General features: G+C 39.6%; 22 protein-coding genes. 12 read left to right on the plus strand and 10 right to left on the minus strand.

Annotation, left to right across the window (positions count from 1 at the left end; all coding sequences use genetic code 11):
• Positions 1–143 precede the first annotated feature (143 nt).
• Positions 144–2720, plus strand: coding sequence for an exo 1,3/1,4-beta-D-glucan glucohydrolase (locus GQR52_RS05510; RefSeq protein WP_165727712.1), 2577 nt, complete (start codon positions 144–146; stop codon positions 2718–2720).
• Positions 2721–2773: 53 nt separating this feature from the next.
• Here the strand turns inward: GQR52_RS05510 and GQR52_RS05515 are convergent, their stop codons facing one another.
• From GQR52_RS05515 to GQR52_RS05525, 3 genes are all read right to left on the minus strand, one after another.
• Positions 2774–4261, minus strand: coding sequence for a tryptophan halogenase family protein (locus GQR52_RS05515; protein WP_165727713.1), 1488 nt, complete (start codon positions 4259–4261; stop codon positions 2774–2776).
• Entirely contained in the window at positions 4254–5804 is a 1551-nt protein-coding gene (locus GQR52_RS05520) for a tryptophan halogenase family protein (protein ID WP_165727714.1), read from the minus strand. The genes GQR52_RS05515 and GQR52_RS05520 overlap by 8 nt, the downstream gene beginning before the upstream one ends.
• Before the next feature lie 102 nt (positions 5805–5906).
• The gene (locus GQR52_RS05525) at positions 5907–8873 is read right to left on the minus strand and encodes a TonB-dependent receptor (RefSeq protein WP_165727715.1); all 2967 of its coding nucleotides are present in this window, start codon (positions 8871–8873) and stop codon (positions 5907–5909) included.
• Positions 8874–9356: 483 nt separating this feature from the next.
• Between GQR52_RS05525 and GQR52_RS05530 the strand changes: the two genes are divergently transcribed.
• The 8 genes from GQR52_RS05530 to GQR52_RS05565 all read left to right on the plus strand — a co-directional run bounded on the left by GQR52_RS05530 (position 9357) and on the right by GQR52_RS05565 (position 14754).
• Positions 9357–10265, plus strand: coding sequence for an MBL fold metallo-hydrolase (locus tag GQR52_RS05530; RefSeq protein WP_165727716.1), 909 nt, complete (start codon positions 9357–9359; stop codon positions 10263–10265).
• 76 nt (positions 10266–10341) lie between these two features.
• On the plus strand, positions 10342–11001 hold the full coding sequence (locus tag GQR52_RS05535; protein ID WP_240914458.1) for a hypothetical protein: 660 nt from the start codon (positions 10342–10344) through the stop codon (positions 10999–11001).
• Between the two features lie 3 nt (positions 11002–11004).
• Complete coding sequence (locus tag GQR52_RS05540; RefSeq protein WP_010553509.1) at positions 11005–11679, plus strand: Crp/Fnr family transcriptional regulator; 675 nt, start codon at positions 11005–11007, stop codon at positions 11677–11679.
• A 71-nt stretch (positions 11680–11750) separates the two neighbouring features.
• Positions 11751–12158 carry a hypothetical protein gene (locus GQR52_RS05545; protein ID WP_165727718.1) on the plus strand — a complete coding sequence of 136 codons (408 nt, stop codon included), beginning with the start codon at positions 11751–11753 and terminating at the stop codon, positions 12156–12158.
• 84 nt (positions 12159–12242) lie between these two features.
• Complete coding sequence (locus tag GQR52_RS05550; RefSeq protein ID WP_010553511.1) at positions 12243–12746, plus strand: Mpo1-like protein; 504 nt, start codon at positions 12243–12245, stop codon at positions 12744–12746.
• Between the two features lie 60 nt (positions 12747–12806).
• Positions 12807–13598, plus strand: coding sequence for an SDR family oxidoreductase (locus GQR52_RS05555; RefSeq protein WP_165727719.1), 792 nt, complete (start codon positions 12807–12809; stop codon positions 13596–13598).
• Positions 13599–13659: 61 nt separating this feature from the next.
• Positions 13660–14253, plus strand: coding sequence for a DUF2238 domain-containing protein (locus GQR52_RS05560; protein WP_165727720.1), 594 nt, complete (start codon positions 13660–13662; stop codon positions 14251–14253).
• Positions 14254–14313: 60 nt separating this feature from the next.
• Complete coding sequence (locus GQR52_RS05565; RefSeq protein ID WP_165727721.1) at positions 14314–14754, plus strand: GNAT family N-acetyltransferase; 441 nt, start codon at positions 14314–14316, stop codon at positions 14752–14754.
• Positions 14755–14805: 51 nt separating this feature from the next.
• Here the strand turns inward: GQR52_RS05565 and GQR52_RS05570 are convergent, their stop codons facing one another.
• From GQR52_RS05570 to GQR52_RS05595, 6 genes are all read right to left on the minus strand, one after another.
• Positions 14806–15165 carry a hypothetical protein gene (locus GQR52_RS05570; protein WP_165727722.1) on the minus strand — a complete coding sequence of 120 codons (360 nt, stop codon included), beginning with the start codon at positions 15163–15165 and terminating at the stop codon, positions 14806–14808.
• 91 nt (positions 15166–15256) lie between these two features.
• Entirely contained in the window at positions 15257–15637 is a 381-nt protein-coding gene (locus GQR52_RS05575) for a hypothetical protein (RefSeq protein ID WP_165727723.1), read from the minus strand.
• Between the two features lie 323 nt (positions 15638–15960).
• Positions 15961–16572 carry a hypothetical protein gene (locus GQR52_RS05580; RefSeq protein ID WP_206017404.1) on the minus strand — a complete coding sequence of 204 codons (612 nt, stop codon included), beginning with the start codon at positions 16570–16572 and terminating at the stop codon, positions 15961–15963.
• A 676-nt stretch (positions 16573–17248) separates the two neighbouring features.
• On the minus strand, positions 17249–18475 hold the full coding sequence (locus GQR52_RS05585; protein WP_165727724.1) for a hypothetical protein: 1227 nt from the start codon (positions 18473–18475) through the stop codon (positions 17249–17251).
• A 455-nt stretch (positions 18476–18930) separates the two neighbouring features.
• Positions 18931–19110, minus strand: coding sequence for a DUF6435 family protein (locus GQR52_RS05590; protein ID WP_007375469.1), 180 nt, complete (start codon positions 19108–19110; stop codon positions 18931–18933).
• 159 nt (positions 19111–19269) lie between these two features.
• Positions 19270–20445, minus strand: a complete 1176-nt coding sequence (locus GQR52_RS05595) for a PQQ-dependent sugar dehydrogenase (protein ID WP_165727725.1) — start codon at positions 20443–20445, stop codon at positions 19270–19272.
• A 275-nt stretch (positions 20446–20720) separates the two neighbouring features.
• Between GQR52_RS05595 and GQR52_RS05600 the strand changes: the two genes are divergently transcribed.
• From GQR52_RS05600 to GQR52_RS05610, 3 genes are all read left to right on the plus strand, one after another.
• A complete protein-coding gene (locus tag GQR52_RS05600; RefSeq protein ID WP_165727896.1) occupies positions 20721–21764 on the plus strand; it encodes an FAD-binding oxidoreductase in 1044 nt (347 codons plus the stop codon).
• Entirely contained in the window at positions 21761–22813 is a 1053-nt protein-coding gene (locus GQR52_RS05605; protein WP_165727726.1) for an acyl-CoA desaturase, read from the plus strand. The genes GQR52_RS05600 and GQR52_RS05605 overlap by 4 nt, the downstream gene beginning before the upstream one ends.
• Before the next feature lie 191 nt (positions 22814–23004).
• The gene (locus tag GQR52_RS05610) at positions 23005–24006 is read left to right on the plus strand and encodes a branched-chain amino acid aminotransferase (RefSeq protein ID WP_272941825.1); all 1002 of its coding nucleotides are present in this window, start codon (positions 23005–23007) and stop codon (positions 24004–24006) included.
• An 81-nt stretch (positions 24007–24087) separates the two neighbouring features.
• On the opposite strand, the gene GQR52_RS05615 is transcribed toward GQR52_RS05610, so the two are convergent.
• Positions 24088–26670, minus strand: coding sequence for a TonB-dependent receptor (locus GQR52_RS05615; protein WP_165727727.1), 2583 nt, complete (start codon positions 26668–26670; stop codon positions 24088–24090).
• Positions 26671–26709: the final 39 nt, after the last annotated feature.

Raw genomic sequence — 26709 nt, forward strand, 5'->3', positions numbered from 1 at the left:
AATCACTAAGGATGGTATTTAATAACTTTAAGGAAGCGCTTCCATATTTAGATTAGTGGCTATTGCTAAGTAGGTCAATAGTTAAATTTAAATAACAAATTGGTGCTCACAAAATCACACTGACACAACACAGGGCTATAAAAATGAAAAAAAGCTTAAACACTAACAGGTTACGAATGCTGCCTATTTTAATAGGCGGATTATGCGCTTTAAGTGCGTGTAATAAACAAGAAGCTAACGTTGATAATAACCAAAGCGGGGTAGCCAAAAGTGCTGAGCATGAGCAAGGTGATTTATCACTTTGGCCAACGCTTAAAAGTAAGGTAGTAAAAACGTCTGAAATTGAAAAAACAATTGCTCAGTATTTAAAAACAATGACGCTTGAGCAAAAAGTAGCGCAGATGATCCAACCTGAAATCCGCGATATAACCGCTGCAGACATGCGCAAATATGGTTTTGGTTCGTATTTAAATGGCGGTGGCTCGTTCCCGAATGCTAATAAGCATGCAACGCCTGCAGATTGGATAACGCTTGCTGAAAGCATGTATCAGGCATCAGTTGATGACTCAATTGATGGCAGTAAAATTCCGACCATGTGGGGCACCGATGCAGTACATGGCCATAATAATGTGATTGGGGCGACGTTATTCCCTCACAATATTGGTTTAGGTGCTGCTAATAACCCCGCATTAATTGAGCGAATTGCAGCAGCTACTGCAATAGAAGTAATGGCAACAGGGATCGATTGGGTATTTGCACCGACTGTTGCGGTTGTGCGCGATGACCGATGGGGCCGAACGTACGAAGGCTACTCAGAAGACCCTGCAATTGTACGTGAATATTCAGCCGCAATTGTAAACGGACTACAAGGCAGAGCCGATGAAGACTTTTTAAGTGACAAACGCGTAATTAGTACTGTTAAGCACTTTTTAGGCGATGGCGGCACTGTCGATGGTGACGATCAGGGTGATAACATTGATAGTGAAGAGACGTTATATAACATTCATGCGCAAGGTTACATTGGCGGTTTAACAGCGGGTAGCCAGTCGGTTATGGCATCGTTTAATAGCTGGAATGGCAAAAAAAATCACGGTAATAAATATCTACTTACCGATGTACTAAAAACAAAAATGGGCTTTGATGGTTTTGTTGTAGGCGATTGGAACGGGCACGGACAAGTTGCAGGTTGTACAAATGAAAGCTGCCCGCAAGCTGTTAATGCAGGGCTTGATATTTTTATGGTACCAACGGATGCTTGGAAGCCACTTTATGAAAATACAATTAAACAAGTAAAAGCGGGCACAATAACAATGGCGCGAATAGATGACGCCGTGGCACGTATTTTACGCGTTAAATTACGTGCGGGTTTATTTGATAAACCAAGCCCCGCAAATCGAAAATATTCAGGTAAATTAGAACTAATAGGTGCGCCAGCACATCGCGATATTGCCCGCCAAGCGGTACAAGAGTCGCTAGTACTGCTTAAAAACAACAACCATTTATTACCGCTTAACCCATCAAGCAACATCCTGATTGCAGGCGATGCGGCTGATAACATTGGCAAGCAATCGGGTGGTTGGAGTATTACGTGGCAGGGAACTAATAATCAAAATGCAGATTTTCCTGGAGCAACGTCTATTTATGCGGGGTTAAAAACGCAAATAGAGGCTGCTGGCGGTAACGCTATTTTAAGCCCAAGTGGCACGTTTGATACCAAACCCGATGTAGCCATTGTTGTATTTGGCGAAGAACCATACGCAGAGGGGCATGGCGATAAAGATAACCTTGAGTTTGAACGTAACAATAAACGCTCTCTTAAAATATTAAAAACATTAAAGCAGCAAAATATACCGGTGGTATCAGTGTTTATATCGGGCAGACCAATGTGGGTTAACAGCGAGCTAAACGCGTCAGATGCATTTGTAGCAGCATGGCTTCCTGGCACTGAAGGACAAGGCATTGCAGATGTTTTATTAGAGGATGTAAGTGGACAAGTACAGCACGACTTTAAAGGTAAATTGTCGTTCTCGTGGCCTAAATCGCCTTTGCAAACCGCTGTAAATAAGGGCGATGCTGATTACTCTCCATTATTACCCTATGGCTTTGGCTTAACGTATAAAGATGAAAGTACGCTTGCCAATAATCTAAATGAAGACTCAGGTGTTGATATTAGTAACCTTGCGCCGCTATCTATATTTAATGGCAGCTTTAAAACACCGTGGCGTTTGTTTTTAAATTCAACCAGCGAGCAGCACCAAGTAGCAAGTAACAGTGTAAAACTTGGCGGCATTACTTATCGCACTGAAGACAAAGCGATTCAAGAAGATGCGATGCAATTTAATTTTGATGGCACTGCAGCCAGCTACATCGAAATTAATAGTAATTTTACCGAAGACAAAGTGGCCTACATTGAAGCAAATTCGGCCCTTAGCTTTAGCTATAAAGTAAACCAAATACCTAGCTCACAGACATACCTTGCAATGAAATGCGAACAAGGTTGTGGTGGCGAGCTTGATATTACCAATGAGCTTAAAAATGCTGATTTAAATACATGGCAAACCATGAGTATAGATTTAACGTGTTTTGCTAAAAAGGGCGTTGATTTTGCCAGAGTAACCAGCCCTTTTATTATTAAAACAGCAGGAGAACTTAGCGTTTCAGTTGCAGATATTAGCTTTGAACCACAAAGCGCTAAAAGCGCCATGGTTAAGTGTGAATAATAAAACCTAAAAGTTGTTGTGTGTATCCAAAGCCCTTAGTAATAAGGGCTTTTTTATGCTGGGCAATACTGCTTTAAAAACTCATGGTGAGGCGGTAATTGGCTTACGCGTTGCTCTATTTGTTGCTTAATACCGTGTAAAAAACGGGTGAGTTCTTCATCACTCATCATGCTGGCTATTAAGTGATGTTGATTAGGCTCAATACCTTGGCCAAGCATAACTTGCACCCACGAGTCGACTCTAAAAATGTCGCCATCGTCTAAAAATACACGACCGGTTTGCTTAAACAAATCAATTTTATGTTGAAGGGTTTTTGGCACCTCCATCGCACTACAGTGTTGCCAAAACTCGCTGTCATCGCGATTAGTTACTTTGTAGTGCAGCACAATAAAGTCGCGAATATTTTCAATTTCGCTTTTAAGTTGTTTGTTGTATTCGTCAATGGCGTGATTAGTAATGCCATTAAACGGAAATAAACGCATAAAGCGAATAATACCCGACATAATTAAGTGAATGCTGGTGGACTCAAGTGGTTCAACAAATCCGCTGGCAAGGCCAAGCGCTAGGCAGTTTTTGTTCCAGCCTTTTAAGCGACGCCCTGTTTTAAATTTAATAATACGCGGCTCTGTAAGTGGCTCGCCCTCAATGTTATTTAATAGTAGCGCTTTGGCTTGTTCGTCATCCATATATTGGCTGCAATAAACTAATCCGTTGCCGACACGGTTTTGCAGCGGTATACGCCATTGCCAGCCGCTTTTGTGGGCAATAGAGCGTGTAAGTGGCAATACGGTCTCGCTGGTTGATTTTGTTTGCACCGCAATGGCGCTGTTACACGGTAGTAAATGCGACCAGTCTTCGTAGCCAGTATGCAATGCTTGCTCTATTAATAAGCCTCTAAAGCCGGTGCAATCAATAAAAAAGTCGCCGTTAATGTGCTCGCCATTATTTAAAGTAAGCGATTCTATATGGCCCGTTTTAGTGTTTTTTACTACTTTTTGTATTTTACCTTCAATGCGTTTTACACCTAATGGCTCTGAAAATTCACGTAAAAACTGCGCGTAACGTGTGGCATCCATATGGTAGGCATAGTTAATGGGATTTTGCTGATTAAACGCAAATTTACCGCCTTTAGCTGCTTGCAGCTCGTAGCAGTAATCGCCAAATGGGTTGTTTATTCCTAAAGTTTTACCTTGCAACCAAAAGTGATGAAATTCACCCGCCCAACATTCTTTGCCCGTTGCGCCAAATGAGTGAATATAATGCGTGTTTTCATCGCCCCAGTTTTCAAAGCTAATACCTAATTTAAAGCTTGCTTGAGTGGCTTTCATAAATGCTTGCTCGTTTATACCCAGCAATTTATGAAATGTACGAATAGGCGGAATTGTTGCTTCGCCAACACCTACAGTGCCAATATCGTCAGATTCAACAAGGGTTATGTTTATATTGTTACCAACTAGTTTAGCAAGTGCCGCTGCGGCCATCCAACCTGCAGTGCCGCCTCCAGCAATTACTACGTTTTTAACAGCGTTTGTTTTAGTCATTATGTGGCTGCCCATTATTTGATAAAAGGTGATTTAAAAGCGCGCGATTACTTGGCATTCCATTTAAACACTGCGCTATTTTTTCGCGATTTTGCTGATAATAGTAATCCCCAGCACGTGGGTCGTTAAATGTATTTTGTGCAGATACTGTTTGTGTATTAAAGCCCATGCCATATAAAACGTATTGGTAACTGCTTGATGAAAACACTTCTTCGTTTTCAATAAAATCAAAGCGGCTAGGGGGCTGAAATTGCCAAAGTTTAAGTAAGTTTTGCAGGCGCTCGGGCGCGGTATTTAAATTACTAATATCTTGCCAATAAGGAGTGTCGTCGCGCTCGCTTAGCACATAATGAAGTTTTAAAAACTCAATAACGCGCTGCCAACGAGTGCTAAAACGCTCATTAAAACGCGTTTCAAGCTGGCTCATGTGGGTGCGGTTTTGCGGGAGTTGCTCGCTTATCATGCTAATTGAAAGCTCAACCATGGCAAGTGCTGACGCTTCAAGAGGCTCTAAAAAGCCAGCTGACATACCTACGGCAACACAGTTTTTAATCCAAAATTTTTGCCTGTAACCAGGGCTGAATTTTAATACGCGGTAGTTAAGTTGCTCAGCTTGTTGCTCACTGGTACTTTTAGCTATGTAGCTTTTTAGAGTATTTGTTGCGCTTTCATCGCTTTGATATTTACTACTAAATACATAACCTGTACCACGGCGCGTTGGCAGGGCTATATCCCAAATCCAACCGTTACTTTGCGCTGTAGATAACGTAGCAGAGGCAACTGGCTGATCGGCGTGTGCATTAGGTATTTGCGCCGCAACAGCGCTGTTATTAAATAAAATATGATCTTGCGCTATAAACTCACTATTAAAATGCTCACCAATTAAACGAGCGCGAGAGCCTGAGCAATCTATAAATAAATCACCCGTTATATCGCCATTATTATTTGTTTTTAATGAGGCAATATAGCCATGCTCGTCGTTAATAACCTCGGTTACATCGTCGATAATATGCGAAACATTTAGGTTTTTAACGCAGTGATTTTTTAAAAACTCAGCAAATTTACCCGCATCTAAATGATAGCCATAGTTGGTAACTGCTGCATATTCAGGTGTTTGTAATTGCTTTGGTGCTAGTGCTGCTTGGCATACAAAGCTTTGCATATTAACAACGTCGGCAAATTTTTGGTTAGGTGCAATACGTTGCCAACTGGCGTGTAAATTAGTGTGCTCGTAGCCTTGTGGATTCATAAAAGGGTGGTAGTAGTTTTCTCCCTCGCTGAGGTTTCGCCAATTTATAAATTTAGAACCTTGCTTAAATGACGCGTCGCACTGGGTTATAAAATCACTTTCTTTAATGCCAATGCGCTGTAGGGTGTTGCGCATTGACGGCCACGTGCCTTCGCCCACACCCAATATAGGCACGTTTGCCGACTCAACTAACGTTACATTCAGGTGCGGGTGTTCGGCGGCTAATAAGCCTGCGCTTAGCCAGCCGGCAGTACCTCCACCTAAAACGACTATTTTTGTTATTGGTTTGATCATGAGTTAACACCCTAAAGTTGATAACATTTAAACTAGCATTAATATTGTTTTAAATACAAAAAAGCCGCTAGTAAAAACTAACGGCTTTACTTTGTATTACCTTTAGAAGTTGTAACGCATACCAATATTGTAACGTGCGCCTAGCTGTTGTAGGTTCCACAATTGAACTGACGTACGGCCATGTTCGCGGCTGTTTTGTTCAGTAATATTAAGGCCTTCAACAAAAAACGATAGTTGCTCGCTGTAGTTGTACGCAACATTAAAGTCGATTTGATAATATTCTTCAGTAAAGCCTGGCTCATTTACGTATCGAGCTGCGCTATTTAAAAACTTATCACGCCAGTTGTAAGCAATACGTGCTTGAAAATCATCGTTTTCGTACATTGCAATAAAGTTAGCTGTATCGCTTAAACCCACTAGTGCAAATTGTGTAGTAGTAGGGTCGGCGTTTACATCAAAGTCTATGTCGCCATTAACAGTGGTGTAGTTTGCTTGCACCCCAAAACCGCTTTCACCAAAAAAGTGCTGAAAGGCAATTTCGAAACCATCAATTGTGGCATTTTTATTGTTGGTAGGTACTTGCGCTGTAAATTCTAGTAATGGGTCATCGCTGTTAGCAATTACATCGTAAGCGGCTTCAAACTCTTCGTAGGTCATAGAGTCAAAATCAACATTGTTTTCTGTGGCGGCAACCATTTGAAATAAGTTTGAATCGGTTACTGCAAGTCCGCGAGATTCTAGCTCAGCAATGGCAGCTTGAGCGCGAGGGCCCGCTGTTGCATCGCGTAATCCGTAGTAGTTTTGCGTCATTGGTGTTAAACCAATAAAGTTTTCGATGTCTTTAGTGTAATAACCTACCGACACATAACTTGTTTCTGCAAAGTACCACTCAGCCGATACATCAATATTATCTGATTCAAGCGGTACTAAACCAGGATTACCCGTTGACGCTGTAGCCGGTGATGAACCCGCTAAAAGAGTAGGGGCGCCTGGTACACCAACCGTCGCTGCTGAACTTAAGTTGTCGTAAGTTGGGCGAGCAATTGTTGTGCTATAAGAAAAACGCGCTTTTACGTTTTCGATTACTTCTATGTCAAAGTCAAAGCTTGGTAAAAAGTGATCGTAGCTAGATTTAAGCGTGAAATCTTCTTTAGCTGAGCCAAAACGAACGTTAAAGTCGTTATTACCTTCCCATGCTACTGCGTTAGGTAAGTCGATATTAGCCGTTGAGGTAATGTCGGTAGACTCTTGGCGTGCGCCAATAACAATGTTGTATGGCATATCGCCAATGTAGCCGTTGTAAGTAAATTGCACAAACGCTGCGGTTATATCTTCTTCAATGGTGCGATTAGTTGCAAATGCGCCATCGGCTGCAAAGTTAAAGCCGTATTCTTCACCTGCCCAGTAACCAATTTGCGATGCGCTGCCGGTATAACCTTGGTTGAACGAGCCAGATGTATCGTAGTCGTCAAACTCAGCTAAAAAGTTTGTTGGGTTTAGGTAGCCATCAGGTAGTTCGCCTGGGTTTTCGATACCCCAGTTACCCATTGTATTACGTGTAAGTGATTGCAGTGAATGGCTTTCCATAGAGCGAGACTCTATACCAAAGTCAATTGCACCGTTTTCAATTTCGTATTTACCATGGATTCTAAATTCTGTGATTTCAGACTCTTGGCGAGCAAAGTTAGAATCTAAAATAGACGTACCCACATCAGAGGCATCTAATGTGTTATTACAATTTAAGTTGTCTCGGCGGCAATCATCAAAATCGATACTCATTGATGGAAGCTCGCGGCTAAAATCAACTTCTTGTGCGTTAACTACGTTTGCGCCTAAGCCTGCGTTTACCCAGCTGCCGTAAGCTGCATCTGGTTTACTAGTTGCTTTTGAATTGTGCGCATCAAACATAAAGCTTAATTCTGAATTAAAATAGTATTCAACGTTTAAGCCAATAGAGTCGTTTTGGTTAACTTGGTTTAGCTCTTGAAATGCTAAACCTAAATCGCGTGTTTGCTGATCGCGACGTTCTTCTTGGTAGTAAATAGGGGTTTTTACTGTGTTATCGTCAAACGTTAGCGCGCTTTTGTAATTATCCATCCATATTGATTGCTCAGCACGGGCTTCGAATAAGTCTTGCTTAGAATACGTGTAATCAAGCGTGGCTGTTAAATCGTCAATTGGGCTATACTGCAGCGTTAATTGCGCGTTTGTACGAGTACGTTCACTGTCGGCAATGGTGTAGCGCAAATCTGATGGCATTGAATAAAGCTGGCCAACAGCGGGTGCATTAGTTAAAACAATATCGTCTGCAGCTTGTGGGATTGTGCCGTCAAAAGCTGATGTATTCCATTGATTTACAAACGCACCTGTTGATGAGCTATCGCGCTGTTGCATGCTTGCAGTTAACGAGGCACCAAATTTAGCTTCGCTGTCGGTCCAGCTAATTAAGCCCGAAAGCTCAGGTGTTATGTCATCCCCAACGCGGTTTGTTGAGTCGTGTAATGCTTTTACGCCAATGCTTGAAACAAAGCCTGGGTTATCAAGTGGGCGAGCCGTATTAATATTAATTGTTGCGCCAATACCACCAGATGCAATACTTGCTTTACCTGTTTTATATACTTCAACCGACTTAACGCTATCAGACGCTAAGTTTGCAAAGTCAAAAGCGCGAGAGCTGGGTGTACCACCGCCTGAAGGCAATGAAGCTGCCGGCATAGTTCGACCGTTTAGGGTTACCATATTGTAGTCGGGACCAAAACCACGAACCGTTACTTTAGAGCCTTCACCATTTGAACGATCAATCGACACACCCGTAATACGCTGTAGCGACTCGGCTAAGTTGGTATCGGGGAATTTACCAATATCTTCAGCTGATATAGCATCTACAACACCTGCGGCGTCGCGTTTTAATCGAGTTGACTCTTTAATACTGCTTTTAAAACCAGTAACTTGAATTACTTCAACATCTGTATTTGCTTCTTGTGCATATACAGGTAAAGAGATTGATGCGCCTAAAATCAGAGATAGGCTGGTCGCTATCTTTGTTTTTCTTACAATATGGTTGGACATTCGGTTTCCCTCGCACTTTTATCATTATTATTAACAGCTGTATGGGGCTGTTATTGTGTAATTATAAACATTGTCAAATATATGGAAGCGCTTCCAGAAAAATTCATTTAACTGAGCTTTGTGGAAGCGCTTCCAGAAATGCTAGTTTAAATTTTAAATAGGGTCAACTATTGTTTTAATAAAATGAGACTAAATTGTTTTTAAAATGTATGTTTTTTAGATTTAATTTTATTTAAATTATAAATTACAGGTGGTTATAAAAAACCGTTTTAAATAGTTGTGTAACAACATTTTATTATAAGAAAACTGGTTATTGATTCATTTAGTTATTTAAACACTTTAATAAGGTGTTTAAATCAGCTTTTAGTAAGGGCTAAAATTAATAAGTAGGCCGTTGGTCACTCAACTAGGACAAAACTTAAATTACTTATTACACTCAGCCATAGACTCAACTTAAAACACTATTTATAGGTATTAATAATTATGAGCAATGTAAAACAAGGATTAGCTGCAACCGCTTTAATTATGGCGTCGTTTAGTAGTATTGGCGCGCAGCAATGTAGTGATGTAAGTTTGCAAATTTTAGGCTCGGGCGGCCCTGAGCTTAACGATGGTCGCGCATCAACAAGTTACCTTATTTGGCACGAAAATAAAGCCAGAGTGTTAGTTGACGTAGGCTCTGGTGCCAGTATTGGGTTTGATAAAGCAGGTGCAAAATTTAGTGATGTTGATGCCATTTTATTAAGCCATTTACACACTGATCATGCTGGCGATTTACCTAGTTTTATAAAAGGCAGTTACTTTACATCACGCGATAAAACACTTGCGATATTTGGCCCCCAGGGCAACCGTGTAATGGCTTCTACTAATGAATATGCACAAGCGTTATTAGGTAAGCAGGGCGCATTTAGATACTTAAGTGATTACGTAGAAGGTAATGAAAACTACAAATTAGATATTCGTTCTGTTGCATCAACAAAACAAAATGAATTTAAACAATCACTACAAAGTGATTTGGCTGTTAATGCAATGACAGTTAACCATGGACCTATTCCGGCTTTAGCGTGGAAAGTGAGTATAGCAGGATGCGAACTTGTGTTTGCAGGCGACATGACCGACAAGTTCGGCACATTTACTGACTTTGCTAAAAATGCCGATGTAGTGGTTATGCACAACGCAATTGATGAAAACGCATCAGACGGGGCTAAAAATTTACACATTACCCCAAGTCAAATCACTAAGGTACTAATTGAGGCTGCACCTAAAACGGCGGTTCTATCTCATTTTATGAATCGGTCATTAAAAAATCAGCAATTGTTTAAAAAATCGTTAATTAAATCACTAAAAAGTAACGTAGTTTTTGCAGAAGATGGTTTAAAAATAAACTTATAAAGTATTGCGCATAAGAGTGTTGCGGGTCGCTAGTTTTATCGCTATTTTAAAGGCTCTCTCATAGATGGATTTTATTATGCGCATTAAATTTTTAGCGAGCTTTTATTCTTTCTTCTTGTTTGCACTGTTTGGTTGTGACGACCAAAGCATGGCAATGCAAGATAGCCCTCAGCTAAATAGTAATGCAAGTAACTTACCCACTAATAACAAAGTAAACACGCCTTCAGCAGCTCAAACAAACGAACCCGCTTTAGTGGTCGGTATGCTGGCAACACATTGTAAAAGTAATGAAGCAGCCTACATTAACGCAAAAATGCATAAAGTTGTGCGTAACCCAGATGAAAGTACAGCCTACAAGTTAGAACCTACCGATAAAGTGCTTTCTATTTGTGTTGCAAAAGATGACTCGTCGCTTAGTTATCGATTTGGTAGAGTTAATGACATAGGGCTTGAAAAAGAAGCAACACCGGATGCACCATTTGGTAGTTACTACAGGCAAGTAGGGCGTATTGGCGAGAGTATTTTATTTTTCAGTAACGGCGAATATCATTATTATATTATTAACTCAGGCGGTATGGGCAGCGGTGTAACCGTTAATGTTTATAAAAACGATACATTAATAACTGAGCTGTTTTCGGGTAATGATCCTTACGATGATTTTGTTATAGCAACCGATTTAAATTTCCCTAAAAAATTGGTTATCGAAAAACAGCCATTTAATAAGCAAATGCAGTAAATAATGACTCCACAGCAGCAAAACGTTATAGAGCAAGGGCATTGGTTTAAAAACCGTAGCGCTTATTTAAAAAGCTTTTTATTAACGCAGGGCAAAACGCTCTCGCTAAAAGCTCAGCAATCATTATTTTTGCGAGGTGATAAGCACGATGGAATTTATGCAGTGCTTAGCGGCGTGGTGCGTATTAGTGGCGTAAGTAACGAAGGCAAAGAAGCCGTATTGAGCTTTATTGATTCATCACTGTGGTTTGGCGAAGTTACCTTGTTTGATGGTGGCCTGCGTACTCATGACGTATATGCACAAACTGATGTTGTGCTTTTTTACGTGCCCCAACGCGAGCTTGAACAGCTATTAAACGAACAGCCACAATATTGGCAAGAGTTTGGTTTATTGCTGGCACAAAAGTTACGCCTAATGTTTACCTCAATGGAAGATCACGCATTACTAAGTGCTGAGCAAAAAGTATGCAATCGACTTTTAATGCTCAGCGAGCATACAGAGCACTTAACACCGCTTGTTTTATCTCAGCAGCAACTTGCTGATATGACCTACCTAACGCGCCAAACTATTAATCAAATACTGCAACAGCTTGTTAGCCTACAAGCCATTAGTTTGGGGTATCAACGCATAACTGTTTTAGATAAACAAAAGTTACAGGCGCGTGCTACACAAGCTTAAATAGAGGCTGCTTTATTTAGTTGGAACCAAAATTGCTACAGATAATGTAACGCAACAATGGATTTGAGCTAATGACTACAATAACCTTTAAAAATCAATATAGTAATTATAACTCTCCTACAGTAAATAAAGCGGCAGGTTCAAGCGAAGTTGCGGCAACTAATACCCTCCCTAACGTAAAAACAAGTGATACTAAAGGCATTACCTCAGCCCCTAAAGAACCAACATTTTTAGAAAGTGCCCAAGAAGCGCTGGTTTATCAGCGCTTAGGTGTAAACAAAAACAAAATAGACGAGCTAAAAGCGGCAATAGAAGAGCTTATTAAAGAACAGCAAAGTGAGGGCGCAGACCCTAGCGCAATTGCTGATAAAATAGAGGAACTTCAAAAAATGCTTGAGCAAGAGTATCAAAAAGGGCGCGAGCGAACGGATATGAAAGGTGAGCATGAGCCGGGTAAAATAATTTCTGCATTTGTTTAATTTACAAAATGTCGGATACCTGACATTGTTGCTGTGCTTACTTTTGCTAAAGTAAGTTTTATATATAAAAATAAAGGCAAAACAATGAAAACACTTCAACAGCAACTTGGTAAATATGGTTTGTATCATCGTTCTAAGCGTAATGTACTAACGCACTTTATTGGTATTCCGCTCATTGTATTTGCAGCGTTGTGTTTACTAGCGCGCATTCAAATACCCCTTGGTAGTGTAGTAATTGATGGTGCACAACTTTTTGTATTAGCGTCGGTTGTTTATTATTTTATGCTGAGCTTTTCGCTTGGCTTTATTATGGCCGTGATATTCACTTTACTCCTTGTTGGTGCTCAGCCTATTGCGGCAATGGCGTTTTGGCCTTGGTTGAGTATTGGCGTAGGTGTGTTTGTATTTGGCTGGGTATTACAGTTTATCGGGCACTATTACGAAGGTAAAAAACCGGCGTTTGTAGATGACCTAATTGGTTTAATTATTGGCCCTTTGTACGTAACTGTTGAACTACTATTTTTAATGGGTTTTTACAAAACATTAGAAGATGAAGTAAACGCAATAGCAGGTCCTACAAAGGCGTAAAATACTTTACTAAGTACCTTTATAAAACCTAATAAATAACAATAAAAGGGCAGATAACGCATGCAATATAATAATAAAACCGTGTGGATCACCGGCGCATCATCAGGTATTGGCAAAGAGCTTGCTATACAATTTGCCGAGCTTGGAGCGCGCGTTATTTTATCGGCGCGCAATGTAGATAAACTAAACGATTTAAAAGCAACGCTTAAAGGCGAAGGGCACTTAGTTGTGCAGCTGGACTTAGCACAGCCAGAGCATGTACTGAGTTCAATAACAGCAAAAATGAGCGAGCTTCCTGCAATTGATATTTTAATTAATAACGGCGGCGTATCGCAGCGCAGTTTATTTTTAGAAAACGACTTTAACGTGTACCGCCAATTAATGGAGGTTAATTACTTTGGCTTAATTGCACTTACTAAAGCTGTATTACCTACTATGGTGGCAAGGCGCAGTGGTTCAATTGTGTCTATTAGTAGTGTGGCGGGTAAAGTAGGTTCAAAATTTAGAACGGGTTATTCGGGTTCTAAATATGCGGTTGTTGGTTTTATGGATTGCCTACGTGCAGAAGTAGCACAACATAATATTCATTGTTTAACAATTTGCCCAGGCTCTATTAAAACAGCAATTGCGCATAACTCACTAAACGAGCAAGGCATAGCGCAAAATAAACCAGAAGAGTCGATAGAAAATGGCATGGATGTAAGCGTAGCTGCTAAAAAAATGATTAACGCCATTAGTAATAAAAAAGACGAAGTGATTATTGGCAAAGGTTTAAGTGGTTGGGCGCCTACAATTAAGCGCTTTTTTCCTACTTTGTTTAATCGCATTACCGCAAAAACAAACTATAGGTAGCATCGTTTATTTCAAAGGCGTAAAATGCCGTAAATTTGATCAATTTAGACAAGGATTCTAAATGAAGTATTTATGGCTGAGCCTGTTTTTTATTGTATTAATTTGGTCTGGTATCAACCCAAAAGATCAATTTACATGGCTGCTTGAAGTTATTCCCGCAATTATTGGTTTAGTGCTGCTAGCAAGCACTTATAGCCACTTTAAACTTACCCCTATTTTATACACCTTTATTTTAGCGCATTGTATTGTGCTGATGATTGGCGGGCATTACACCTACGCCGAGGTCCCATTGTTCGATAACCTATTTGGTAGCGAGCGTAATAACTACGACAAAGTAGGGCACTTTTTTCAAGGGTTTGTACCTGCACTACTAGCACGCGAAATTTTACTGCGCAAAAAAGTAGTAAATGGTCGAGGCTGGTTAATCACCTTTGTTATTTCGGTATGTTTGGCATTTAGCGACTTTTACGAATTAATAGAGTGGTGGGTTGCAGTGTTAAGCGGCGAAAACGCAGAAGCATTTTTAGGCACGCAAGGTTACGTGTGGGATACCCAATCAGATATGGGACTGGCGTTATTTGGGGCTATTTGCTCACTGTTAGTACTTTCAAAAGTACACGACAAACAGCTAAAAAACGTTAAAGATTATCTATAGGCTATAGGAACGTTCTATAGAAATGTTTATAAAAACATTGGTAAAAAAGACTATTAACTTATGACCGCAAACACTAGTGATTACTCAATTAGCACAGACAAAAGCAAACTTAACTTTAACGTTATTTATAACTTTATTGCTAATAGCTATTGGGCCAAAGGCATTCCTAAAAGCGTGATGCAATCAGCTATTGATAACTCAATGTGCTTTGGTGTTTACAGCGCTCATAACGAACAAGTTGGCTTTGCCCGAGTAGTGACAGATAAAGCAACCTTTGCCTATTTAGCCGATGTATTTATTACCCCGCACTTGCAAGGAAATGGGCTGAGTAAGTTACTTATTAAAACGATAGTAGAGCACCCTGAGCTGCAAGGGCTCAGGCGCTTTTTATTAGCGACTTCTGATGCGCATGGCCTTTATGCGCAATACGGATTTAAATCGATAGACAACCCCGCAATACTAATGCAAATAAATCCTGAGAATGTGTATGGGGAAAGATAAGTTGAGGGGTATCCACTAAAAAGAGGGGAAGAGCGGTGTGCATTTATTTAATTAACCTGCCTTTATGTTACTTTCTCCATTTTTTGCATTATATTTTTTTTCTGCTCTTTCTCTTATTTCAGCAGTTAACTTTTCTTCATTAATTTCAAGGTTCCTCATGTGCCCAATTGCAACACTACTAGCTAATAGCATAGATGTAGCCGCCCAAGGAAGCGTATCACCATATATCTCTCCAAAAGGCTTCACAAATGCAATTAGATCCGGATAACCGATTGCGCCAAAAAAAAAGTTAATTACAGTGGAGCTAGAAAATATAAAAAGACATACAACAAGTAATTTACCAATAAAATGTAGAAGAGAGAAAATAGCCCACCAAATTTTTTTAGTATTATTTATAAAATCAATAATCAATGTTTAAATCCCTATTTTGGTACTTATAAAAGACTTATTAAATCTACTTAATATGTTTGAATATTTAAATGCATATTACAATGCTGGCTTGTTAGTTGCCTTTTGCAAACTGCCAAAAGTCTCGATTGGTATATAAAACCCAATTTAAACTTTTTGGCACCATATAGAAATAAAGAATTTCGGTAGAGCTTTGAAAGGCATTAAAATTAGCCCAGTTTAAATCTAGCTGTTCAGTTAACCTTTTAGTTAAACCCGAATCTTTGTATATGCGTTCGAAAGACTCAAATACAAACACAGTATCGTTATTTTGATACTCTAATAGATTTGAGAAAACCTGATTGAATTGATCTTCAGATAACCAAGGCTTTAATTCTGAATTGGAGTTTTTAGTGATTTCCCAAGAATTAGAAGTAAGCTTTAATTCTTGATCATTTTCAGTATCAATAATCGATTTCAAATCGTCAAAATTCAACTGTGACTCCTAAGGCAACTAACGAGCCTGTAGATTAACTCGTTTTTTATTTGTTTTTATTGATAAACAAACCATAGCTGAGTTCCTATTTTGGTTCAATCAATTACTGTGTTTTTCATAGAATATAAAAAGCTGGTTTGGTGTTGTTTCAATTGGCGTTTTGGACGGGATTTCGCGTGTTTGAGTGGCTTTATTTTAAGTTAAAAGGGCTTTCCCTTTCATTTGACCTCGTAAGGTCAATTTATTCATCCCTTTATTCACCGTAATATACCGCCTTTTATTTAAATGCAAAATTTAGGATGGGTGTCACTATAATATGTTTCCTACTTGCCCAGCGGAATAGAGCCAACTATCACACCATTTTCAATAACAAATAGCACGTTAGCTATTGGGGCGTTGCCATAACTGTCATCATTCCACGCATCATTATGCAAATAAACAAATTTATTTAATAACTCTTTAGGAGCATCTTTAGCAATAACCATTAAACCAGTTCTTCTTGCGATTGAAACAAATAACTGTTTTGCATTTAAAGCCTTATGAGCTTTTTGCATTTGTTTTTTAGATAAGATGGCCTCACTACTAAATGATTTACCGCTAGCTGTTAAAACTTTGTTATCTAGTGATTTGGATGCTGTAAATGTAACGTCTATAGCATCAATATTTGCAAAAGCTTTTTGGACTGTTACATTTAAATCAATTTTATCGCTATCTTGATGCATTAAAAAAATAAAATTATCTGGTGTGTCATATCCAAAAGCAATAACAACTTCAGGTGATTCTTTAGAGCCAAGTAAAGTAGAATATACAGCACCGTGTTTTATCCCTACCCAGTCACCCGACTTAATTATGGGATAAAATGTTCTTTCTTTTATATCTATTAAAACTTCCTTTTCCAAAGACTTTGGCAAAGGTTTGATATTCTGTTCTGACATAACTGCTCCTGAAAAAATAGATGCTAATAAAAGTAATATTATCTTCATTTAAACCTCAGCTTGCTTAAGCACATAACGAGCCTGTAGATTAACTCGTTTTAAATTTATTTTTATAGATGAATCAACCATAGCTTAGTTCCTATTTTGGTTCAATTGATTACTGTATTCTTACGCAGAATATAGAAGTGTTTGATATTGTTTTAATTGGGGTTTTGGAAGAGATTACCTGTGTTTGATTGGCTTTTATTTAGGGTAAAAGGGCTTCCCCTTTTTAGTGTATCGTGTTTTTCAGCTTTTCTATATTATGAACAAGGCAATACAATTGCCGCAGCGTGAAGTAAGGCATTTACTTTCATTTGACCTCGTAAGGTCAATTTATTCATGCCTTTATTCACTGTAATGTTCCGCTTTTTATTTAAAGTAAAGCCGGTTCGATACAGCCGAGTCGTTTGCTATTCTTTAATAAACAGCTATCGTCGTCCGATTAGGCTGTCTATTTTTACTTTCATCTTATCAACATAGCACAGCTTTTTGTGTGATTAATTATTTATAATAATGCACTCTTCATGCTGTTTTTATTGGCTTTTTCGCAAAAATTTAGGATGGGTGTCTTGTTGATTTTGTTAACTAATAGCTAAATTTTACTAGTCGTCCACCTCAGGGCGTGTTGTTAGCTTTACCTTGGCGTATGGTAAAGCATGACAGCAATCTTTACTGCTCTGTTTCTGTCGCCATTTAGGTGAAAATCATAATTAAACCATGTCTCATTTTTTTCATTTACGAACTTAATAAAGTTTTCATGTTCATTAACTGATGATTTAGCAACATCAACGGCACTACTAAAATCCTTATTTGGTACAAACATGATTACTGCAGCTTTTGAGTCCCTCCATGTAAGGTAGCCCAACAGTTGACTTATCGTAGCTAGGAAACTTTTTTGCCCTTTCCAGAACTTACACTCGCCAATAAATACATTAGTATTTTCATGGCGTAAGAGAATATCTGTTTTACCTGTTTTATTGAACGTTTCTCCCGTTGCAGAACCATTAAAATTAGGCTCTAACATCATGAGAAAATGATCTCTTAGATGCTCTTCTTCTTTTTGAGCATATAAACTAGGTAAGCGCTCAAACTCTTTACCTACATCATGTATCATTTGAAGGATATCGTTATATACTGCTTGGTCTAAGCATGGCTCAGGGCTATACCCAACTTCATTAACTTGAGGCTTATTTAGGGTGATTTTTTTACGTTTCTGTGGAGCTGGAACTGCAAAAGTTGGAGATGTCTCAGAACTCTTTTTAATTGGTACACCTAATGAAGCTAATACACCTGATTTTGCTTTAATTCTGCTTTTTGTTGATTCAAAAGCTGATTTAATTTGAGCTTCACAACTAGAATTATACCGCTCTACCTCTCGTTGAACATTAACTAGTTGTTGCATAATATTTTTAAGATTTGAATCTTTTTCTCTAACGATAGCCTCTGGCTCGTTGGAGAAGTTGATGATTTCAAAGCAAAATTCATTTCTATTTACTTCTATATCCATTGTCCACATTATGCAACTACTTGGTACGCAGTGTAATAATTGAACATTACCGCTGATTGGAACATGGAATTTGATAACATCTTTCTTATAAGATTTACCTGAGTAAACATGGAATGAACGAGGAAACTGTTCTGCTGAGATCATTCTTTCAGATGAAGACGCATATATTTTATCTTCATGTATTTCTAATGATTCAATGGTTGCCTCTGATAGCTTGTGGACAATATAGTCGCTTTCATTTACATTGAGTATATAGTCATCTTTTTCTGAATCTATTGATGACAAAACATTAGATTTTGATACTTCAAGAAAATCACTAAGCCTTCTTTCACCAAAAACTCGACTTGTTCGCATATGCTCGAATATCCTTATGTAAAGCTAATAGCTTTATCAGAGGACACTTTCCTCTTTTTATGAGCAAAGTATGTCCTCTTAATTATTTTTAATATTAATAACAAATCCTGTAACATATTGCGAGTATTAAACTTTAAGTTAGGCTGTTCTTTTAATAACATGCAGAAAAGATGAAAACGTCCTCATTTTTAGACTTATGAGGAAAAACGCCAGCGCTGTAAGCAAATACAGCAATTAAAGATTTAAAATGAAAACCAAATCCGATTTTAAATCATTTAACAGCCACTAAAAAACGCCAGCGATAACGTAATTAACCGCATTAAGTACGCTTGTTTGTGTAAGCATATTATAAAAGGTGATTTTTGGCTGGTGGAGGCTGTAAAAAGGAGATCATAAATTATTTACTAAACGCATCTACCTACTTTTAAAACAGGACAGACACGTTTAATACGAATTCACTTGGCTTTTTTAGCCTCTAGAGTTTCTATTTCACTCCAGATTTTTTCGGCTTCTGCACTTAACATGGCAAAGCTTTTAATGTCGCCTTTTCTTTGTGCCTGCATGCCTTGCTCTAGTTTTACGTCGTATTCTTTACGCAGTTTTTTTACGGGATCAGGCTTTAAAAATGAAAACATTAGTATTCTCTTAATTTATTAAATTATATGTAGTTAGTGTACGCATTAATGGGCTTAATAGTTCTTTGTTTGGTGAAAATGTTTACTTTGCGCTTTAAAAGCGCAAAGTAAACACGGTGTAATTATTAACGTACTGTGTGCTAGTGCTAGTGCTAGTGCTTATGTTTCTGGCTCTAGGCGCTTAATACCTTGCCCATCAATACCTAAATAAATAAAACCATCACTGCCTTGGGCTAAGCTGCGCACTCTGCCTATTCCGTCGAGTATTTTATATTGCTTAACAACACTGCCCTTTGAGAGTTCCAATGCGCTAATAAATGCAAATTTCATTGATGCTAGTAATAGCTTACCTTTAAGCTTTGGATATTTATCACTCGTTATATACAACATATCGGATGGCGCAATTGAAGGGGTCCAATGTAATACGGGCGATTGCATGCCGTCTTTTTCTTTAAGGTCGGTAAACGTGGTACCGCTGTAGTTAACGCCGTAACTGACCAAAGGCCATCCGTAGTTAGCGCCTTTTTTTATAATATTAAGCTCATCGCCGCCGCGTGGCCCATGTTCGTGAGACCATAAAACATTATTTTGATTATCAAACCACATGCCTTGTGGATTACGGTGCCCATAAGACCATACCGCATGTTTTGCATCTTTTTGTTTAACAAACGGATTACTATTTGGGATACTACCATCTTCGTGTAAGCGATAAATTTTACCGCCGTCCCGCGTGAGATCTTGCGGGTTTATGTCGCGCGAGCCGCGATCGCCTATTGAAAAATAAACATAACCTTCATCATCAAACACAATACGGCTGCCGTAGTGCTGGCCTTTGGTACTATTATGCTCGCCTTTGTATAGCAATTGCTGATCAGACAACTGCGTATGATCGCTACTTAGCTTGGCGCGGATTAAGGCGGTGTTACTTCCGCTTTCTTTGCCCTCACTACTTGAGTAACTAAAGTACAGCCATTGGTTTTGCTTGCTATCGGTGTGTAGTGCTAAATCAAGCAATCCACCTTGGCCATTAGCTTCAATGTTGGGCAGCCCTGAAACCTTAGCTAACGTAGTTGTATTTTTAGGTAATAAAAATAACGTTCCACTGCGCTCAGATATTAGTAAATCACCATTAGCTAAAGGCTCAATAGCCCAAGGTATAACCACACCTTCTGCCGCTGTTACTGCGTTAACGTTAAGCGGTAAAGTATCGAGCTGTTTATAGTTTTTTACGTAATCGCTTTTTGCATTTGCGGGTGCGTTAATAGCAAATATAGCAACAGCCAAGCCTGCACTTATTAGTTTAGGGAGTGTGTTATGTGACATTAAATTTATCATTATGGCTTCCAAAATTAATCCAATCTTACATAACCTTAACATGGCATAAATAAATTTGTTAAGCGTTGAGTTGAATGAAAAACACACACTTATATTTTTATACGATGGCCTTTTAACAGAAAATTGTTTTAGCAATTAGCGCTAATAAAAAATTGAATAATTACTCTATTGGGGTTGAAAACTAAAAATTTCAGCGTACACTTGTGCGCTGAAGTTTGAGCGTACACGTGTAAGTTTAAACGTTAAGTATTTTACGACCCAAGAGATTAATAGTGATGATAATTAAAGTATTAAACCAATTTTCAAAATGGTTTTTACACCATCAAAGTTTTGCAGGCTACATAGAGCCAATAATGCAGGTGTTTAAACCTGCGTGGCGTGCAGGGCAGTTTAGAGCGCAAGTAGTTAATACAGCTGTGCTTAATGATGGCTTTTTAAGTGTGCAACTTAAGCCAAGCAAACAATGGCCTGCACATACTTCTGGGCAGCATATTAGTTTAACGCTTGAAATTAATGGGCGATTATTAACACGTGTTTTTACCGTGGCCTCAAGCGCTCAGCAATTTAAAAATACAGGTTTGGTGCGCTTACTAATCAAAACAAATGCGCAAGGGCGCTTTACTGGCTTACTCAGCAGCGCATTAAAAGCGGGTTTGTGGTGCAATATTTCTGCGCCAAGCGGCGATTTTGTATTTAAAAACACACATACACCGGCTACTTTTTTTGCCGGTGGGTCGGGTATAACACCTATGCTGGCTATGCTTGATGATTACTTAAGCCAAACTACTCAAAAAGTGTCGCTAATCTATTACGCAAAAGCCACTGAGCATCAATGTGTTGATGAGCTGAGTAAGTTTGCGGTGCAATTTGAGAATTTTTCGTTTTTATTATTAACGCGTGAGCAATCAAGCGATATAACCAGCAATATTAAGCCGTGGGAAAACCCAGATGTTTACTGCTGTGGCCCTGCAGCATTTATGCAAACGGTGAGCGATTTTGCTAAAACGCATAAGCTAAATTATTACCAAGAGGCATTTGGTTTAGCACTACCTAGCTTAAACGATGACAGCCAATTTAATGTAAAAATTAACGCCAGTGCCCATGTTGTATCGGGCAACGATGTTTTACTACCTCAGTTTGAAGCAAAACAATTGCCGGTTAAACGCGGTTGCGGTATTGGTATTTGCCATCAATGCCAATGTATTAAAAAGTCAGGCGTGGTACGTAATTTAAAAACAGGTGAATTGAGTGACAACGGCGAGCAATTAATACAACTTTGCGTAAGCCAACCTGTTAGTGATTTGGAGTTACAATTATGAAAAACATTAACTATGACATGCTCGCAAGCGAGTTAGATGCCATTAAAATGGACACCCTTGGTAAAGTAGGTCAACAAGATGCTGACTATATTCGCTCTGTTGTACGCAAACAGCGAATGTGTGAATGGAGCGGGCGAATTTTACTCATGCTTGGTTTTATTCAGCCCTTATTGTGGGTTGCAGGTGTATTGTTATTAGCGCTTGCTAAAATTTTAGACAATATGGAAATTGGCCACAATGTAATGCATGGTCAATACGATTGGATGAACGACAAGCAACTTAACTCACAGCATTATGAGTGGGACATAGCGTGCGACGGGCAAAGTTGGCACCGCGTTCATAATTTTGAACACCATACGTATACTAATATTATTGGTAAAGACAGAGACTTTGGTTATGGCTTGTTGCGTTTAAGCGATGATTTTAAATGGCGTTTTAAAAATGTATGGCAGTTTTTTACGTATATTAATTTAAGTGTGTTATTTCAGTGGGGCGTGTCGTATCACGAGTTGGCTGCAGAGCGTGTTTTTATTGGTAAAAAGAAAGAAAACCGCGAAGGGCTTGTATCACACTCTACATTAAAGCAGCGCTTTTTTAGTAAAGGCGCTCGCCAATTAATTAAAGATTATGCGATATTTCCGTTACTTGCAGGGCCTTTATTTTTATGGGTATTGGTCGGTAATTTAGTAGCTAACTTAATCCGTAATTTATGGACGTCGACCATAATATTTTGTGGTCACTTTACTGAAGAAACGCAAACTTTTAAACAAGAAGACTGCGTAAACGAAACCCAAGGGCAGTGGTATTACCGCCAAGTGTTGGGTTCGTCTAATATTAAAGGGCCGCATTGGTTTCATGTTTTAACAGGGCATTTGAGCTGCCAAATAGAGCATCACTTATTTCCTGATATGCCGTCTTCGCGCTATCAAGAAGTTGCACCTCAAGTACAAGCAGTTTTGAAAAAACACGGTGTTGATTATCATACGGGTGGATTTTTCAGACAGTATACGTCGGTGTTAAAACGTATTATTAGGTATTCGTTCAAGTAAATTATTTACCTTTAAGAATCGGCTAGTGCAACTGCATTAGCCGATTTTTTTGTTTATAGCACCCAATGCGGTTGATTAGTAAACAGCACTTGCAAAAAATTCTCATAGTTAATTAAAAAAGCCTTACTTTAGCTATGGTTAAATAGCGTGTGATTGTCATACAATGGAGGAAAATAGACCACACAAGAGAGATTAAAATGGCCGCATTTGGTACCGTGTTTATGCCGCAGATGATTCAAGCTCGTTTTTCTGATAATAAATGGAGCGAGAGCTCAATTGTCCCTTCCGATAAACTTGAACTTCATGCTGGTGCGCACGTTCTTCATTATTCAAGTACATGTTTTGAAGGCTTAAAAGCCTTTCGCCATGAAGATGGTTCTGTTTATCTTTTTAGAATGGATGCAAACATTGCACGCATGCAACAAAGCTCAGCGCTATTAAGCTTACCGAGTTTTGACAGTGATATGCTAAAAACGATGATTATCGATATTATGCGCGAATACGCAGATGAAACGCCATTACCGCCGGGCTCCATGTATATTCGCCCAACGCACATTGGTACTGAGGCGGCAATTGGTAAAGCAGCTGCGCCATCAATGAGCTCGCTTTTATACACGTTACTATCGCCAGTAGGTGATTACTTTGCCGGTGGTGCAACTGCACTGCGTGTATTGCTTGAAGAAGATGGTATGCGCTGCGCTCCGCACATGGGTATGGTAAAAAGTGGTGGTAACTACGCCAGTGCACTAGCACCTATTAGTGCTGCACGTATAAAGTACCAAGCAGATCAAATTTTATTTTGCCCAGGTGGCGACGTACAAGAAACCGGTGCTGCTAACTTTATACTTATTGATGGCAACGAAATTATTACTAAAGCGCTCGATAGCACGTTTTTACATGGTGTAACGCGTAATAGTATTTTAACCATAGCCAAAGATTTAGGTATGACGGTAAGCGAGCGTAACTTTAGCGTTACTGAGCTACTAGAGCGTGCTGCTAAACCAGGTACTGAAGCGGCGCTTTCGGGCACTGCAGCTGTACTAACTGCTGTGGGTACATTTATTCATAACGATAAAGAATACAAAGTAGGTACTGGCGAGCCAGGCCCAACGACTGCGCGCCTTCGCCAAGCATTGAACGATATTCAATGGGGTAAAAGTGAAGACAAGCACGGCTGGTTAACTAAAATCTAATTATAGACTTAATACTAACTCGCATTAAAAAGCCACCTAATAGGTGGCTTTTGTGTTTTTGGTTACTTTAAGCTGTGCTTATTAGAACTTCATTTCTATTTTTCCGTAAACGTAGCGTCCGTTAAATCCATACGGCGAGAAGCTAGAATAAGCAAATAAACGTGAGAACGTTGTTAAATCGTCAACATTTTCACGTGTTGCATCTGGGTAAACATCAAAAATGTTATTAGCACCTAAGCTAAGCGATACGTTTTCACTAAGCGAGTAGGCGACATCTAAGTCGGTTATCCATTTTGGTTTTAGTACTTCATTAAGCTCTGCGGTTGATGATGGATCTTGGGTTTCACCGTAACGCGTAGTTCTAAGCGTTGTACGAATATCATCGTTAGTCCACGTTGCGCTTAAGTTGTACTTATTACGCGGTGTGCTTACTTCAAAACGACGCAACTCAGTGCCTGAAAACAAGTTGTCTTGATCGAATCCTGCACCTTGTAGCTCTGCTGGTGGGTCGATGATATTGGTTACTTCATTTTTGCCGTAGTTGTAACCTAAGTTAAAGGCTAAATCGCCGTAACCGTCGGTTGCTACGTTATAAGAGGCAACCACATCTACACCACGTGTTTTACTGTCAATTGCATTTAAGAAGAAACGACCTTGGTTAGCGCCAGTGCCTTGAAGTAAATCGGCAATTGCAGCACCCGATAAGTTGTTTGATAACACAATGCGGTCATCAATTAATATTTGGTAGTAATCAACCGATAAGCTGAAGTTAAAGTCGGTAGACCATGTAAAACCAACGCCGTAGTTTGTTGCTTCCTCTGCATCAAGACCAGGTGAACCCAGTGCTTTTGCTACATCACTGCCTGGTGCAAACGTACCTGTTTCGGTGGGTTCGCCATCAACAAATACAGTGGCCACTGAGGTAAAGTATTGCTGTTGCAAAGAAGGTGCCCTAAAACCTGTCGATGCCGATGCACGAATGGCTAAATCTTCAGTGAGCGAATATCGCGTTGCAATTTTACCATTGAGCGTATCGCCAAAATCAGAGTAATCCTCGTAACGCGCGGCAACAGCTATGTTCCAATCATCTGTGAGGTAAGTTTCTAAATCTATGTAAAAGCTAACATTGTGGCGGCTGTTGTCGCCCTCAGATTCAGGTGTAAACCCCGGGAATACTTGTGCGCCCGCTGCGCCAAATGGGCCATCAACTGGGTCAGTTACTTCGCCTCCTGGGCCAAATGTGCCTTGTGCGTATGATGCTTCTTCGCCTGCATCTATTTGGTAGCCTTCACGACGATACTCAGCACCTACAGCGACACTTACCGAGCTTTCTAAAAAGCTGACGTCTACCTCGCGGCTAAAATCAACGTTTAAAGTAAGTTGATCGTAGGTAAGTGTTCCTGCATCAAAGCTTATTTGGCTAGTCGGGCCGTATGATGTATTTAAGCTATTTATAACACCAAACTCAAACGCATCTTGACCATATACGGCCGATACATCGTAATTCCATTCACTTACAAAACCTTTAGCGCCAAGTGCCAGTGAAAAGTCATCTATATCTGAGGTAATAACAGGTAAAAAGCCATCAGGATATACTTCTTCTATATTACGGCTATCGCTTGCACGGCGATAAAACCCGCCGCCTTCGCCTTCACGTTTGCTGTAAGAGCCAAACGAATATAAATCTACTTCGTTTGTTAATTGATACCCAGCGTTATAAAACACTGAAAAGTCTTCTACATCGCCATTACCAAAGTTATGGTTATATCGATTTACGGTAAGTTCACGTGGGTCAAGCGCGCCATCTACTGATCCGTCATCTATGCGTGCGTAGTTTTCGCGTTGGTCGTAGTCTGAGCGGTTAGTTGAATGGCGGTCGCGGTATTCTGTTGAGATGTTTAAAAAGCCATTATCGCCAAGCTCAAAACCCATATTACCTTGCAGCGTTAATGTTTGACCATCGGTTAAAGAGCGATCGTCCCCTTCGGTAAAGGCTAAATTTCCGTCGCTACCTTCAGATACTGATTTTAGCTGTGGTACACCGTCCATTTCGGTTACGTTAGCACCATATATAGCCGCAACTGAACCACCGCTGCTGGCACTTTTAAGTACAATATTAATAACACCAGCTATAGCGTCAGAGCCATATTGCGCTGCTGCACCATCGCGTAATACTTCAATACGAGCAATAGCATTTGCAGGTATCGCATTTAAGTCAACCGATGATGAACCACGACCCGTTGAGCCATTTAAGTTAAGTAATGCATTGCTGTGGCGGCGTTTACCATTAACAAGCACTAAGGTGTGATCGGGTGCTAAGCCACGAAGTTGAGCGGGGCGTACATGATCGCTGCCATCAGTAAGTGATGCTTGTGGGAAGTTAAAGCTGGGTAATAAACTGCTAAGCAGGGCATTCGTTTCAGTAAAGCCTGAGTTTTTAAGTGCATCTGCACCAATTATATCGATGGGTACTGCGCTGTCTTCTACTGTACGGCCTAATCGGCGAGAGCCAATTACGCTTATTTGTTCGATGTTTTCTTCTGCTTTAGTGTCTTGCTCTGCAGCATTTACGCAGAGCGAACCAAGTAGTGCAGCAGACGCGCTCATTGCGAGTAATATTTGTGGTACCGATTGCTGTAATTTAAATAACGGTTTTCTATTCATGCTGTATTTCCCCATACCCATTGAATTATTTTAGTTTTG

The organism is Pseudoalteromonas sp. 31A1, assembly GCF_011378815.1.
Taxonomy (GTDB): domain Bacteria; phylum Pseudomonadota; class Gammaproteobacteria; order Enterobacterales; family Alteromonadaceae; genus Pseudoalteromonas; species Pseudoalteromonas arctica.

Excerpts from the sequence above, each read along its gene's own strand:
- GQR52_RS05510 (WP_165727712.1), top strand. The coding sequence starts at position 144 with ATGAAAAAAAGCTTAAACACTAACAGGTTACGAATGCTGCCTATTTTA.
- GQR52_RS05515 (WP_165727713.1), bottom strand. The coding sequence starts at position 4,261 with ATGACTAAAACAAACGCTGTTAAAAACGTAGTAATTGCTGGAGGCGGC.
- GQR52_RS05520 (WP_165727714.1), bottom strand. The coding sequence starts at position 5,804 with ATGATCAAACCAATAACAAAAATAGTCGTTTTAGGTGGAGGTACTGCC.
- GQR52_RS05525 (WP_165727715.1), bottom strand. The coding sequence starts at position 8,873 with ATGTCCAACCATATTGTAAGAAAAACAAAGATAGCGACCAGCCTATCT.
- GQR52_RS05530 (WP_165727716.1), top strand. The coding sequence starts at position 9,357 with ATGAGCAATGTAAAACAAGGATTAGCTGCAACCGCTTTAATTATGGCG.
- GQR52_RS05535 (WP_240914458.1), top strand. The coding sequence starts at position 10,342 with ATGCGCATTAAATTTTTAGCGAGCTTTTATTCTTTCTTCTTGTTTGCA.
- GQR52_RS05540 (WP_010553509.1), top strand. The coding sequence starts at position 11,005 with ATGACTCCACAGCAGCAAAACGTTATAGAGCAAGGGCATTGGTTTAAA.
- GQR52_RS05545 (WP_165727718.1), top strand. The coding sequence starts at position 11,751 with ATGACTACAATAACCTTTAAAAATCAATATAGTAATTATAACTCTCCT.
- GQR52_RS05550 (WP_010553511.1), top strand. The coding sequence starts at position 12,243 with ATGAAAACACTTCAACAGCAACTTGGTAAATATGGTTTGTATCATCGT.
- GQR52_RS05555 (WP_165727719.1), top strand. The coding sequence starts at position 12,807 with ATGCAATATAATAATAAAACCGTGTGGATCACCGGCGCATCATCAGGT.
- GQR52_RS05560 (WP_165727720.1), top strand. The coding sequence starts at position 13,660 with ATGAAGTATTTATGGCTGAGCCTGTTTTTTATTGTATTAATTTGGTCT.
- GQR52_RS05565 (WP_165727721.1), top strand. The coding sequence starts at position 14,314 with ATGACCGCAAACACTAGTGATTACTCAATTAGCACAGACAAAAGCAAA.
- GQR52_RS05580 (WP_206017404.1), bottom strand. The coding sequence starts at position 16,572 with ATGTCAGAACAGAATATCAAACCTTTGCCAAAGTCTTTGGAAAAGGAA.
- GQR52_RS05585 (WP_165727724.1), bottom strand. The coding sequence starts at position 18,475 with ATGCGAACAAGTCGAGTTTTTGGTGAAAGAAGGCTTAGTGATTTTCTT.
- GQR52_RS05590 (WP_007375469.1), bottom strand. The coding sequence starts at position 19,110 with ATGTTTTCATTTTTAAAGCCTGATCCCGTAAAAAAACTGCGTAAAGAA.
- GQR52_RS05595 (WP_165727725.1), bottom strand. The coding sequence starts at position 20,445 with ATGATAAATTTAATGTCACATAACACACTCCCTAAACTAATAAGTGCA.
- GQR52_RS05600 (WP_165727896.1), top strand. The coding sequence starts at position 20,721 with ATGATAATTAAAGTATTAAACCAATTTTCAAAATGGTTTTTACACCAT.
- GQR52_RS05605 (WP_165727726.1), top strand. The coding sequence starts at position 21,761 with ATGAAAAACATTAACTATGACATGCTCGCAAGCGAGTTAGATGCCATT.
- GQR52_RS05615 (WP_165727727.1), bottom strand. The coding sequence starts at position 26,670 with ATGAATAGAAAACCGTTATTTAAATTACAGCAATCGGTACCACAAATA.